Raw genomic sequence first — 12,906 nt, 5'->3', positions numbered from 1 at the left:
GCCCATTCATACTTATAATGTATAATTTATGGAGTTCAGGGACGATCTGTATATTTTATTAGATGTTTTAATCGCTACTGTATTAACCGCTGTTGTCGGATTTGAAAGGGAGAGTGCTCATAAACCGGCTGGCATGCGAACTAACATGATTGTTGGAGGGGCCACTTGCTTGATCGTATCTATTGTAGTGCCATTAATCAAATTTATTAATGAGCATATTCCATCCGAAATTATCAGAGCCGATCCTATTAGGGTATTGCAAGCTATAGTAGTAGGAGTGAGTTTCATTGGTGCAGGCACTATTATCAAAGCAGAGCATAAAGAGCGTGTTATAGGACTTACAACTGCGGCTACTCTATTATTCAGTTGTGGGATTGGTGCTGGTACAGCGTTAAAGCAGTATGTACTTGCTGTAGGGGTTACCTTTTTGGTTATTATAATTAATTACGTAGTGAGGCAAGTTGCTCAGTATTTTTCGAATAAGTAGTTTTTTTATTCGGTCTCATTGGAGGCATTTTAGCCAAACACTGTATTTGTGCTTACCTGTCAGAAAGCATTCTTACTTCTTTTTTTAGCATTTCAAGATCATTTTCAAGCTTTTCCATTCTTTTGGCATCAACCAATCCCGATTCAATAAAAACTGACGTAATTTTTCCTTTGATTTTCCATAGCTCTAGTATTTTATTACTCTCTAGACTATATGTTTTAAAATGGCTATTGTCACTTTTAAGGATTAGAAGTTTTTTGTCGTTTTCATAGTAGTGAATTCTTTTCGCGACTATCCCATCCTTTGTAATTACTACACATAAAGTGCCATTTTCTACCAATTCCTTATCCTCAATAAATTCACAAATAACTATCTCTCGCGGGTAAATTGTGGGTATCATACTCTCCCCATCAATTTCGAATAGTCGGTAACTTCCATTTTCAAACCCTGGTATTTGGTAAACTTTTAGCGTTTTGATGTATTCGGGGCTTTCAAACCCATCAATATATCCAGCGTGGGCTTCCTCTTGCACCAAAGGGATGAGTGAAAGGTCATTGGCCTTTTTTACATCAATGAAAACTTTTTGTTTATCAGTCGTGTCGGGTTGTTTTGTGTCGTCATAAAAGATTTCACCAACACCATTAACTACCCAGTTACAGTTTACATTAAGTTCATTACTTAAATTACGCAAAGTATCCAATGATATTTGAGATTTACCACTTTCTATCTGAGAAAGGGCTCCTTGAGAAATTCTTATTTTTTCTGCAAATTTTACCTGAGACAACTGTAGTAATTCTCTTAACATAGTTATCCTTTTGGGTTCAAATTTTGTTCCTTTCTTCATTATTTATAATTAAACTTATAAAACATCCTGATATTAGTCTTGTGATATTGTAGCGTACTGGATACATTCACGTGGACTTGTATCTTAGCCTAAAAAGTGGGTAAATCATCGCTAAGCTTTCAAAAGTTAGACAAATACTAATTGAATAAAAACATATGCTAAAAATAACTTCAATAATTATTGCGGAGGATTATTCTTGTGATAGACTTTTGAGAGGGGCACTTTAAGTTAGGATAACATATCCTTCGATTCGTATCTGACTGGGAGGAGCTGATTACCAGGCTAAGAGATAATGCTGACCTGTTATCAATAGTACTTTTGGATTAAATACGCCTAAAAAACAGATAGTCTTCAGACCCTATGGAGATAATGCTGAGTAAAAACTTAAAAGTAGTTATTTTTTCTACTCATAATTCTGAAGAGTGATATGGGAACCCCTTATAAGAATACTTATTTCACAAAACATTTGACAATATCACTGGTTGATTAGTTTGTGAAATATAATAGCGGCACAATTGCACTATCCATGTCTCTACTATTCCACTTTTTATATACTTATACCTTTCTCTTCAAACAGATATACAGAAGTAGGATATTTCTTAAAGGCTTTATTAATTAATGATAGAATCAGTCAGTGTGTTTTATACATGCCTTATTTTGCTAATGAAATGATCTAATGATAAGTCTTTGAGTGTGTGTTTGCTGAGATCGGTGGAGTTTTTCATTAACCATTGAATGTCATCATATTGGGGTGAAAGACTGAAAATTATTATTAGTAATCTGGTTGAGCAAACCATTATCAAACTTAAAAAATACTATATCCTCGTCCATGGCTGATCTGCCAGAGAAGAACTTAAAACTGCAGCATGTAATGTTGTTTTCTTAAATCAGGAGTAAAAAAAACCAATCCCATTTGATAAAGGTCTATGCTTAGACTTACACTGTAGTGTGTACGGATCTCACGCCAAGCTTTTTCCATTTCTTTAGACCAGTGAATATCATCAAAGATGAAACATGACTGGTCATGGGCTTTTTGACGAATGGTGTTGAAGTAGGATAATGTTGGCTTGTAGCGGTGATTGGCATCTATGAAGGCGATATCTATGGGCGAGGAGCTATCTACAAACGGTTGTAGGTTGTCATCTATATTACCCTCTATAATATTTATATTGTTTGCTCCAAACTGTCTGAATGTATCCCTGGCTACATCGCATAGGGCAGGAGAGCCTTCAAAAGTTGTAACCCTGCTTTCAGTCGAACTCATGGCTAAATACAAAGTATTTACGCCCAATGAAGTGCCAAGTTCCAGGATATTTTTAGCCTCTGAAAAGTTGCATAACCGGTATAATACTTCAGAGTATTTTTTTTTTGTAAGGCCTGTAGATGCAATATCTTTGACCTGTCTTATATGATTATTGGAGACTTTGGAGCCTGCACCAAAGTCAATTATAGGAATACGCTGATCACTTGTTTTATACTGATCTCGTATGCTTTCAATCTCCTTGAAATGATCATTATGAATATTAGGTTTGATAACTGAGGTATACAACTCATAAATGAAAGGAGCTTGCAAAGAGTGTTTATCTACTGCATTTAACCAATACCTAAAGTAGCTGGCAAGCTGGTGTAGTTTTGACAATTTAGTTTAATTTGAATGGGGCTACCATGTTAAATTCAGGGATAGTCACTTCAAACCTATGACCATCAACGATTCTTTCCATAAGATAGGTGCCATGCATTTTGCCGAGTCCTGATTTTAGGTTGCATCCGGAGACATATTGATGGTATTGGCTCGGTTCTAATATTGGCTGTTGACCTACAACACCTTCACCTTCCACTTCTCTTGAAATAAAGCCTGCATCATGTATGTGCCAATGTCGTCTTAGTAATTGTATGGTGTTTTCACTTTGATTTTCAATGGTAACCTTATAGGTAAATACATAATGATACTGACTCGGGCTTGAATAGGCCGGCTGATATTCTGTTTCCACAGTTACCTTGATGCCTTTAGTTATTTCAGTTACCATAGTCATTTAATTATTGTAGTGAGAAAAATAGATTGCCTATTGCTGTATGAAATTTTAAGTGAATTTTCTTCCGTACTGTGCATATCTATAACTTATTTAAAAGTTTATCCTCATTTCCCTTTATAAAAACGGATATGAAATATAAGAAGTTTTAAATTTAAATCTCAAATAAAAGTTACTGAAAAAATATGGATGTAAAAATAGCTTCTTCCTGGAAACAATACCTTGAAAATGAGTTTACTAAGCCTTATTTCCACAATTTGGTAGATTTTGTAAAAAGTGAATATAAAAGCCATACGGTTTATCCTCCTGGGAAGGAAATATTTAATGCATTTGAGCATTGTGATTTTGACGATGTAAAGGTGGTTATAATAGGGCAAGACCCATATCATGGGCCTGGGCAGGCCAATGGCCTTTGTTTTTCGGTGAGAGATGGTGTTAGAAAGCCTCCGTCATTACTCAATATTTTTAAAGAAATTAAGAGTGACCTTGGCAAAGAAATACCTGAATCAGGAAACTTAGAAAAGTGGGCTGATCAGGGGGTTTTACTTCTTAATGCTACATTGACTGTTAGGGCGAATACGGCTGGTTCTCACCAGAATAAAGGGTGGGAGGCATTTACTGATGCAGTTATTCAAAAACTTTCTAACGAAAAGGAAGGTCTGGTTTTTCTTTTGTGGGGTGCATATGCACAAAAGAAAGGAGCTGTTATCGATGAAAAGAAACATTATGTACTCAAGTCCGCACACCCGTCCCCCTTTGCTGCGGATCGGGGATTCTTTGGCAATAAGCACTTTAGTAAGACCAACGAGTACTTGAAGAAGATTGGTAAATCGGAAATAAATTGGTGATAGGGGGGAGTTAAATATGATTTGGAACAACACTGTCCCAAATCATATTTAATAATGTTCTTACTCTATAAGGTTGAAAAATCTTCTCCAGCGTATTTTTCCACCAAACAGACCTTCTTGAGGGTCAAGAGATAGCCAGATAAAGAATCCCTTACCGACAATGTGATCTTCTGGGACAAAGCCCCAGTACCTTGAATCCAAAGAGTTGTGGCGATTGTCACCCATCATGAAGTAATAGTTCTGATTGAAAGTGTATTCATTCACTTCTTTACCATTTATCAGAAGCTTATTGTCTACAATTTTTGCGTCATCATTATGGTCGTAAAGGGTAATGATTTTACCATAAGTGAGCAAAGACTTTTTATCGATAGTTATCGTTTGTCCTTCTTTGGGTATTTCCAGAGGTCCATACCAGTCGGCATTCCAAGGGAAGAGTTCTTTGTCGTTAGGGAAAATTCTAGGTTCCCATTCTCCTTCTTCATAGGTTTTGTATGGTTTGATCTCCTTAATAAATGATTGTTCTTTAAGGCGAGCAACTTCTTCATCCGTTAAATAAAAGAGTTGATAAACCCCACTTTCTCTAATATCAATAGCCTCCGGTTTTGATATGCTTAGATTTTCAAGCACTCTTTCACTTAATTTTGTTTCAGACAGAACAACATATGAAAATTGCATTTTTTCAGGGTTATCCAGAGGTTTCCCGTTGATTTCAATCTGCCGATCAACTATTTTCAGGATATCACCTGGCATACCTACACACCTTTTAATGTAATTGGTCTTTAAGTCAACCGGGTAATCAATCCACTTATTCCTGTTGGGCTCTTCAAAGTTGTTTTCTTCTATACCTGGCACATTAAATACCACTACGTCATTTCTTTTAACTTCAGAAATGCCTGGAAGCCTGTATTGTGGTAACTGAACCCAATCCACATATGATGGAATATTTGTACCCCATATTTTCTGGTGAGTCAATGGTACCTGTAAAGGTGTGGCCGGTGTCCGGGTACCATAATGGAATTTACTTACAAATAGGAAATCACCAACTAAAAGTGATTTTTCCATTGAAGGGGTAGGAATAGTAAATGCTTCCATTAATAACCACCTGATGATGGTGGCCGCAATGACTGCGAAAACAATGGCATCTACCCATTCTCTGGTTTTCGACTTAGGTTTTTCGTCTTTTTTCTTTTTCCAGAATTTCCAGTTCATTTTTTTTATGTTTGAAACACTAGTTGATTAGTATTACTTCGAAGTCAAAGCTTACAACGAAAAGTATTTTTTATTTAAAGTTTAAGAAAGTCGTTCATACTTAGAACTCCTTTTTTGTCTTTTAGCCACTCTGCTACCATTACAGCACCTTTAGCAAAACCTTCTCTGGAGTGAGCAGTATGTTTTATTTCTATGTCGTCTACGGCCGAACCATATTTGATAGTATGCGTACCAGGGACTTTATCTTCTCTTATTGAGTTGATAACAAGGTCCTCTTTACTACCATAAGGCTTGTTAATCCACTGTTTTTTAGAAGAGGCATGTTTAAGAATGCCTTCGGCCAGAGTGATGGCAGTACCACTTGGAGAATCTTTTTTCTCAGTATGGTGTATTTCTTCAATGTCCACATTATACTCACCAAAATTTTTCATTAGCTCGGCAAGCTGTTCATTGAGCTTAAAAAATAGGTTTACACCTATGCTGTAATTGGAAGCATAAAAGAATGTACCATTAGCTTGTTGACAAAGGCTTTCAATATCCTGGAGTTTATCCAACCATCCGGTGGTACCACTTAAAACAGGTATTCCGTTTTCAAGGCAATATTTGATATTATCAAAGGCGGCATCGGGCTGACTAAATTCAATGGCAACATCTGCATTTGTACTACTGAATTTTTTAATATCATCTAGATTATTCTCATTGATTTTTCCAGCAATGTTGTGCCCGCGTTCTGTGGCAATAGCTTCTATGGCTCTGCCCATTTTGCCATAACCGAGTAGTAGTATATTCATACTAGAATTTTAGTTTTAAGGAAAGACCAGCATTATAGCCAAACGATTCGTTGCTAAACGCAGGTTCAAGGGATACTTGTAAATTAGGGTTCAAGTCAAATTCTTTCAAGTGAGCATCAATATGTGCATCAGCAATTTGAAGCAGATATAATACACCTATCATGATCACGTAGAAATCACGGTCTCTCCGTTCACTGTCAAGGTTGTTGCGTAACTGGCTTTCATTTCCATAGGGAGATGAGTAACCAGATTCGTTAAGTGTTTTAAAGAGTTCTTTTCTTAGTAGTTTATATCGATCGTTATAGAAGTCTACAGTAAAACCGAGTGCTACAAACCCTCCATATACGATAGGCAGCTTCCAGTACTTTTTGTTATAGACCTGACCTGCACCAGGAAGGATAGCTGCATAAAGTGATGCCTTACGGGGCACAAATCGGTCTGCATATGTTTCAATCTCCTTTACATCAACACTTGCACTATTTTCTATAATGATTTCCTCTGTCTCTGTATTTTTTACCGTGTCTGGATTTACCGACGGAGGTGTGATCTGCCCTATAGCCAGAGAGTAGCTGAATGCAACAGCTACAAATATGAGGTAAATACTCTTCATTTAAACATTCAGGATCTCAAGAATCCTGTTGAGATCTTCAACAGAAATAAAAGGTATTTTAATTTCTCCTTTTTTGCCATTTGACTTTACCTGTACCCTCGTGCCAAAATGGGAAGCCAATTTTGTCTGTAGGTTAGCAATTTCCTTGCCACCTTCAGGGGCAGCTTTTTCTTCTTTTCCTTCTTTACGAGGAGCCATGGCCAGGCGTACCAATTCCTCTACCTTTCGAACAGAAAGATCATGTTCTATTACTTTTTTGAAAATATCTAGTTGAGTATCTATATTTTCAATGTTGACTAGAGCCCGAGCATGTCCCATAGACAGTTTTTTGTCTCTAAGAGCAGCCTGAATGTCTGGTGGAAGTTTTAGTAATCGAAGGTAGTTATTAACTGTAGTCCTGTTCTTTCCAACCCTGTCGCCTAATTCTTCTTGTTTTAGATCACATTCGGTGAGTAACCTTTGGTAACTCAAAGCGATTTCAATGGAGTTTAAGTTTTCCCTCTGAATATTTTCTATCAACGCCATTTCCAGCATTTGCTGGTCATCAGCAGTTCTTACATAGGCGGGTATCATTTCCAGTCCTGCTAGCTTTGAGGCCTGAAACCTTCGTTCTCCTGATATAAGCTGATACTTGTTTTTGGATAGTTTCCTTACAGTAATGGGCTGGATAATTCCTTGAATCTTAATGGATTCTGATAGCTCTTGCAGGGCCTCTTGGTCAAAGTGTGTTCTTGGCTGAAACGGGTTTACCTCAATTTCATCAAGAGGAATTGAGTTCATTGAACCCGCTGAAGGGTATTCTTTTTGCTCCTCAGATTGACCTTTTGCAGGGGAATCTTCTAATAAAGCGCCAAGTCCTCTGCCCAATGCGTTTCTTCTCTTCAAATCTTTTTTCGCCATGCTTCCTCCTAATTATTGATCATGAAATTCCGTTTTTTTCCATTATTTCTTTTGCAAGGTTCAGGTAACTCAGGGCTCCTTTACTCTCTGCATCGTGTGCTATAGCGGGTACACCAAAGCTTGGTGACTCACTTAACTTAATATTTCGAGGTATTATTGTATCAAAAACTATCTTTTGGAAGTGGGTTTTTACTTCTTCCACAACCTGATTTGATAACCTTAGCCTTACATCATACATAGTTAGAAGAATACCCTCTATCTCCAATTCGGGGTTCAACCTTGTCTGAATAATCTTGATCGTATTCAGCAATTTCCCAAGTCCCTCAAGTGCAAAGTACTCGCATTGAACAGGTATTATAACAGAATCAGCAGCTGTGAGGGCATTAATGGTGATTAAACCCAATGAAGGAGAACAGTCAATGATAATAAAATCATAAACTTTCTTCACCTGTTTTAGGGCGTCATTCATCCTTTCTTCCCTACGCTCGATATTTACCATCTCTACTTCAGCGCCAACAAGGTCGATATGTGAGGGTAAAATATCGAGGTACTCTATTTCAGTTTCTGTTATGGCTTCTGTAACATCAATGCCATCTACCATACACTCATATATACTTACTTCTACTTCTTTTGGGTTTAAACCCAAGCCTGATGTTGAATTCGCCTGAGGGTCAGCATCAATAACCAGGGTTTTATATTCTAAGGCAGCCATACTGGCGGCAAGATTAATAGCAGATGTAGTTTTTCCTACACCACCTTTTTGGTTTGCAATGGCAATTACTTTACTCATCGATTGATTATAAATTAATAGTTTCTCCTATACCCATCAATACCAACTCCTTACCATGATCTTGAAAAGCCGACACCGCTTCTCCGTGGTTTATTTTTATGAGGGGAAAAGTATCATAGTGCATACCGATTACTTTTTTTGTTCCTACAAAGTCGGCAGCTTTATTTGCGTCTTCTATACCCATTGTAAAATTACTTCCAATTGGCAAAAAAGCAAAGTCTATATTGAACTCATCCTCAATAAGTTTCATATCATAATGAAGTGCAGTATCACCGGCATAATAAAATGCTTTATTCTGGCTTTTAATGACGAAACCAGCTGGGTTTCCTCCGTAGCTGCCATCTGGCATACTGCTGGAATGAACGGCATTAACCATTTTCAAGGTGCCAAAATCAAAATCCCAGCTACCTCCATGATTCATTGAGTGTCCATTTTTCAGGCCTTTATTGGCAAACCATGATACAACTTCAAAAGTTGAAATGATCTGCGGTTGGTTGTTTTTATAAATATTTTCTACGTCAGCAATGTGATCCTGATGTCCGTGAGAAAGGATAATGTAATCTGCTTTAATCTCACCGATGTTTATATCCTTGGCCAATTCATTGGGTGTTATAAAAGGATCGAAAAGAAGCTGCTTTCCTGCTGTTGTAACTAGAAAACATGAATGTCCAAAGTAAGTAACTTCCATATTTAATTGTGAGGTTTGGATTAAGAAATCAGGGATACAAAGATATAAGTTTAATTGAATTATGTAAGTTAATGTGAAGACACTATTTGATGAAAATGGAAAGAGGCTGTCTCCTGAGTCTTATAATAACCTTTAACACCCTAATCATAGCGGTTTTAAAGGTCAATTGGACTTCGAGGACAGCCTCAGAATTATTTTTTAAGCTAAATTATTTTTTTGTTTTTCCCTGATTACTGGCTTTCATAGCCTCTTCAAGTCTTTGCTGAAATTTTGATTTTTTCTTATTCACATTCTTTTTTCTATTCTCTTCAAGAATAACTTTGATTTTTTCTTCATCAACAAATTTTCTAATCAAAGCTTGTTGCCCAAAGGTTACAATGTTAGAAACAAAGTAGTAGAAACTAAGTGCAGCCGGGTAAGAATTTAGAACAAACATAAATATTACCGGCATAAGATAAGAGAATGTTTTCATGGGACCCTGTACCGTGCTCACCTGTTGGTTAGACCATGTATAAAGAATGGTTGACATTGTCATTAGCAATACAAACAGACTGACATGGTCTCCATAAAACGGAATGTTGAATGGTAAATGCAAAATCGAATCATATGTGGATAGATCTTCTGCCCATAAAAAACTCTTGCCTCTTAACTCAATAGACTGAGGGAAGAAGTAGAACATGGCAAAAAGGATTGGCATTTGGAGGACCATAGGTATACAGCCGCTTACGGGGCTTACGCCCACTTTTTGATAAAGTTTCATCTGCTCCTGCTGAGCTTTTGTCATATCATCGCCATGTTTTTCTTTTATTTCATCAAGCTCTGGCTTCAATACTTTCATTTTAGCCATAGACAGGTATGACTTATACGAAAGAGGGGAAAGCACCAACTTGATCATCAGTACCATGATAATGATAATTAAACCGTAATTGCTGATAAAGCCTCCAAGGAGGTCAAACAGTGGAATAATTACAAACCTGTTGATCCATTTCATTGGCGGCCAGCCAAGGTGTAGGTTGCTTTCAAATTCTTCAGCTACATCTCCCAGGATATGATAGTCATTTGGTCCGAAGTAGTAAGTATAAGCCGCTTTTCCTGACTTGATATCCTCAGCAGGTAGGCTTAGGTTAACTTTTGCATATTTTACAGTAGAAGGATCTTCCGCATCAATAGAAGTTATAAATTTGCCTTTTTCGAAACTTTGTTTAGCAATTATACCTGCTACAAAAAAACGTTGTTTAATTGCTATCCATTTCAGACTCTCCTCAACTACTTCTTCTTCTGTACTATTACTACCTTCTGTTAATCCATCAAAATCCTCTCCAAGAGTGTAGTAATTAATGGTGGAGTTTCTGCGACTCATTTCCACATCCTTTTCCTGGGTTTTGATATGGTCATACCATTGGTAGCTTACGCTCTCCTGAGATATATACTGCTCAAGTCCATTAAGCTCAAGCTTATAGTTCAGCTGGTAGCTTCCCTGAGATAATTTATAAATGTGTTTTACATTTTGTCCCGGTCCAATATTCAGCGTGTAAGTGAGTACTGAAGTATCTCCAACAGATTGAGAGGTAGCAGAATAATAAAGCTTATTAAGATCTATTTGTTTACCTAATGAATTGAGAAGGAGGGCAAATTTATTCCTTTCTTCATTGATTAATACAACCGGCTCATTGGTATAGGTTGTGAATTTTTTAAGCTCAACATTATTGATCTTACCACCCTGATTGGTTAGGGTGACTTTGAGCAGATCGTTTTCAAGAACATTTTCCGCTGCAGTTCCTGTTGCACCATTGGCAAAAACACCATACTTCTGCTGGTTAAGCAAATTCTGGATGGAATCATTTACTGTAGCTGTTTCTGTTTCTACTACTAAACTGTCGGATGATTCTATATTTTTACCTTCTTCGACAAACTCTGTTGTCGGAGTTTTTTCTTCTACCGGCATAGGTTCTGGTGAGAAGAAATAAAAATATAGCAATATCATAACCGCTATTAAAATTAAACCTGTTGCTTGGTTTCTATCCATTGTCTTGATTACTAATAATTAACGCTTTGAGTTATTCTCTTTTTTGTGATTCTGAGCAGCCTCTACAAATTTAACAAATAGAGGATGAGGATTTAAAACTGTACTTTTAAGCTCAGGGTGGTATTGCGTACCAATGAACCATGGGTGGTCCTTGAGTTCAACTACTTCAACCAGTCCTGTGTCAGGGTTGATACCTGTGGCCATTAGTCCCGCTTTTTCCATTTGTTCAAGATACTTGTTGTTAAACTCATACCTGTGTCTATGGCGTTCGCTTATTTTTGTTTTTCCGTAGATAGAGTTGGTTTTACTTCCTTTTTTTAAATCACAAGGGTAAGCACCTAGTCTCATCGTTCCACCTTTGTTAGTAACTTTCTTTTGCTCCTCCATTAGGTCTATAACGGGATGTTTGGCTTTTTCGTTAAGTTCGGTAGATGATGCGTCTTTGAGCTTCAATACGTTTCTTGCGAATTCAATAACCGCGCACTGCATACCCAGACAAATACCAAAAAAAGGAATTTTGCTCTCCCTTAGAAACTTGACGGCTTCGATTTTTCCTTCAACACCTCGCTCGCCAAAGCCAGGCGCAACAAGTACACCATCATACTTGCCCAAGACAGATGCACTATTCTCGTTGGTAATGGTCTCAGAAGAAATCCACTCTATATTTACTTTACACTCATTAACTGCACCGGCATGAGTAAAAGCTTCCACAATTGATTTATATGCATCTGGCAACTCGACATATTTACCTACCAGTCCTATACTTACTTCATCAGTTGGGTTTTTTAACTTACCCAAAAAGACTTTCCACTGATCAAGGTTCGGCTCATTTTTGTTTGGTATTTTTAGTTTGGCCAGTACGCGTTCAGCCAGTTTTTCCTTACGCATAAGGATAGGAACATCATAAATAGTATCAGCATCCAGGGCTTCAATAACGGAGTTGATGTGCACGTTGCAAAACAAGGCCAGTTTCTTTCTTATTTCCGGGGGAAGGTGTCTTTCTGACCTGCAGACCAGAATATCTGGCTGGATACCTGCTTCCAAAAGTTGTTTAACAGAGTGCTGTGTAGGTTTTGTTTTTAATTCTTTTGCAGCACTTAAGTAAGGGATAAGTGTAAGGTGAATAACAAGAAAATTATTTACACCTACATCCCACTTTACCTGTCTGACTGCTTCAATAAAAGGAAGGGATTCAATATCACCAACACAACCACCAATTTCTGTAATTACAAAATCGTATTCCCCACTTTCACCAAGCTGGAAAATATTCCTTTTTATTTCGTCAGTTATGTGAGGCACAACCTGGACAGTTTTTCCCAGGTATTCACCCTTTCGTTCCTTAGTGATTACATTATTATATATCCGCCCTGTCGTAACATTATTAGCCTGTGAAGTTGGAGTGTTAAGAAACCTTTCATAGTGACCTAGATCCAGATCCGTTTCAGCCCCATCGTCAGTTACATAACATTCGCCATGCTCATATGGGTTAAGTGTACCCGGATCAATGTTTATATAAGGATCAAATTTTTGTATGGTAACTTTGAACCCTCTAGCCTGAAGCAGTTTGCCCAAAGAAGCTGAGATGATTCCTTTACCAAGAGAAGAGGTTACCCCGCCGGTAACAAAAATATACTTTGCCGTAGCCATAAGTTGATTTAGTAGAATAATTTGCTTTAGAACTTA

The 12,906-nt window shown here is 37.4% G+C and carries 13 protein-coding genes; 2 read left to right on the top strand and 11 right to left on the bottom strand.

The genetic code is table 11. The annotated features are described in order from the left end of the window. Positions 1–28: 28 nt before the first annotated feature. Complete coding sequence (locus JMN32_RS24530) at positions 29–487, top strand: MgtC/SapB family protein (protein ID WP_202859024.1); 459 nt, start codon at positions 29–31, stop codon at positions 485–487. 52 nt (positions 488–539) lie between these two features. Here the strand turns inward: JMN32_RS24530 and JMN32_RS24525 are convergent, their stop codons facing one another. The 3 genes from JMN32_RS24525 to apaG form a co-directional block, all read right to left on the bottom strand. After that, a complete protein-coding gene (locus JMN32_RS24525) occupies positions 540–1,331 on the bottom strand; it encodes an XRE family transcriptional regulator (protein WP_202859023.1) in 792 nt (263 codons plus the stop codon). Positions 1,332–2,184: 853 nt separating this feature from the next. Continuing rightward, a complete protein-coding gene (locus tag JMN32_RS24520) occupies positions 2,185–2,970 on the bottom strand; it encodes an O-methyltransferase (protein WP_202859022.1) in 786 nt (261 codons plus the stop codon). Between the two features lies 1 nt (position 2,971). Beyond that, positions 2,972–3,358 (bottom strand): Co2+/Mg2+ efflux protein ApaG, encoded by a 387-nt coding sequence (apaG, locus tag JMN32_RS24515; protein WP_202859021.1) that lies wholly within the window; start codon positions 3,356–3,358, stop codon positions 2,972–2,974. Between the two features lie 188 nt (positions 3,359–3,546). On the opposite strand from apaG, the gene ung reads away from it, so the two are divergent. Further along, entirely contained in the window at positions 3,547–4,209 is a 663-nt protein-coding gene (gene ung, locus JMN32_RS24510) for a uracil-DNA glycosylase (RefSeq protein WP_202859020.1), read from the top strand. A gap of 60 nt (positions 4,210–4,269) precedes the next feature. On the opposite strand, the gene lepB is transcribed toward ung, so the two are convergent. From lepB to JMN32_RS24470, 8 genes are all read right to left on the bottom strand, one after another. Further along, positions 4,270–5,418, bottom strand: a complete 1,149-nt coding sequence (gene lepB / locus JMN32_RS24505; protein ID WP_202859019.1) for a signal peptidase I — start codon at positions 5,416–5,418, stop codon at positions 4,270–4,272. 74 nt (positions 5,419–5,492) lie between these two features. Next, positions 5,493–6,209 carry a 4-hydroxy-tetrahydrodipicolinate reductase gene (gene dapB / locus JMN32_RS24500; protein WP_202859018.1) on the bottom strand — a complete coding sequence of 239 codons (717 nt, stop codon included), beginning with the start codon at positions 6,207–6,209 and terminating at the stop codon, positions 5,493–5,495. Between the two features lies 1 nt (position 6,210). Next, complete coding sequence (locus JMN32_RS24495; protein ID WP_202859017.1) at positions 6,211–6,819, bottom strand: DUF5683 domain-containing protein; 609 nt, start codon at positions 6,817–6,819, stop codon at positions 6,211–6,213. Further along, positions 6,820–7,719, bottom strand: coding sequence for a ParB/RepB/Spo0J family partition protein (locus tag JMN32_RS24490; RefSeq protein WP_202859016.1), 900 nt, complete (start codon positions 7,717–7,719; stop codon positions 6,820–6,822). A gap of 19 nt (positions 7,720–7,738) precedes the next feature. Further along, positions 7,739–8,509, bottom strand: a complete 771-nt coding sequence (locus JMN32_RS24485; protein ID WP_202859015.1) for a ParA family protein — start codon at positions 8,507–8,509, stop codon at positions 7,739–7,741. A gap of 7 nt (positions 8,510–8,516) precedes the next feature. After that, positions 8,517–9,197: a metal-dependent hydrolase gene (locus JMN32_RS24480; protein WP_202859014.1), complete on the bottom strand. Its 681-nt coding sequence runs from the start codon at positions 9,195–9,197 to the stop codon at positions 8,517–8,519. A gap of 208 nt (positions 9,198–9,405) precedes the next feature. Further along, entirely contained in the window at positions 9,406–11,223 is a 1,818-nt protein-coding gene (gene yidC, locus JMN32_RS24475) for a membrane protein insertase YidC (protein WP_202859013.1), read from the bottom strand. Between the two features lie 18 nt (positions 11,224–11,241). Beyond that, positions 11,242–12,870 carry a CTP synthase gene (locus JMN32_RS24470; RefSeq protein WP_202859012.1) on the bottom strand — a complete coding sequence of 543 codons (1,629 nt, stop codon included), beginning with the start codon at positions 12,868–12,870 and terminating at the stop codon, positions 11,242–11,244. Between the last annotated feature and the right edge of the window lie 36 nt (positions 12,871–12,906).

The sequence above is a fragment of the Fulvivirga marina genome (assembly GCF_016775155.1).
GTDB lineage: Bacteria > Bacteroidota > Bacteroidia > Cytophagales > Cyclobacteriaceae > Fulvivirga > Fulvivirga marina.
Note: the sequence above shows the minus strand (reverse complement) of the source record. Positions and strands in the feature narration are given on the sequence as shown.

Excerpts from the sequence above, each read along its gene's own strand:
- JMN32_RS24495 (WP_202859017.1), bottom strand. The coding sequence starts at position 6,819 with ATGAAGAGTATTTACCTCATATTTGTAGCTGTTGCATTCAGCTACTCT.
- JMN32_RS24525 (WP_202859023.1), bottom strand. The coding sequence starts at position 1,331 with ATGAAGAAAGGAACAAAATTTGAACCCAAAAGGATAACTATGTTAAGA.
- yidC (WP_202859013.1), bottom strand. The coding sequence starts at position 11,223 with ATGGATAGAAACCAAGCAACAGGTTTAATTTTAATAGCGGTTATGATA.
- JMN32_RS24530 (WP_202859024.1), top strand. The coding sequence starts at position 29 with ATGGAGTTCAGGGACGATCTGTATATTTTATTAGATGTTTTAATCGCT.
- JMN32_RS24490 (WP_202859016.1), bottom strand. The coding sequence starts at position 7,719 with ATGGCGAAAAAAGATTTGAAGAGAAGAAACGCATTGGGCAGAGGACTT.
- apaG (WP_202859021.1), bottom strand. The coding sequence starts at position 3,358 with ATGGTAACTGAAATAACTAAAGGCATCAAGGTAACTGTGGAAACAGAA.
- JMN32_RS24480 (WP_202859014.1), bottom strand. The coding sequence starts at position 9,197 with ATGGAAGTTACTTACTTTGGACATTCATGTTTTCTAGTTACAACAGCA.
- JMN32_RS24470 (WP_202859012.1), bottom strand. The coding sequence starts at position 12,870 with ATGGCTACGGCAAAGTATATTTTTGTTACCGGCGGGGTAACCTCTTCT.
- lepB (WP_202859019.1), bottom strand. The coding sequence starts at position 5,418 with ATGAACTGGAAATTCTGGAAAAAGAAAAAAGACGAAAAACCTAAGTCG.
- dapB (WP_202859018.1), bottom strand. The coding sequence starts at position 6,209 with ATGAATATACTACTACTCGGTTATGGCAAAATGGGCAGAGCCATAGAA.
- ung (WP_202859020.1), top strand. The coding sequence starts at position 3,547 with ATGGATGTAAAAATAGCTTCTTCCTGGAAACAATACCTTGAAAATGAG.
- JMN32_RS24485 (WP_202859015.1), bottom strand. The coding sequence starts at position 8,509 with ATGAGTAAAGTAATTGCCATTGCAAACCAAAAAGGTGGTGTAGGAAAA.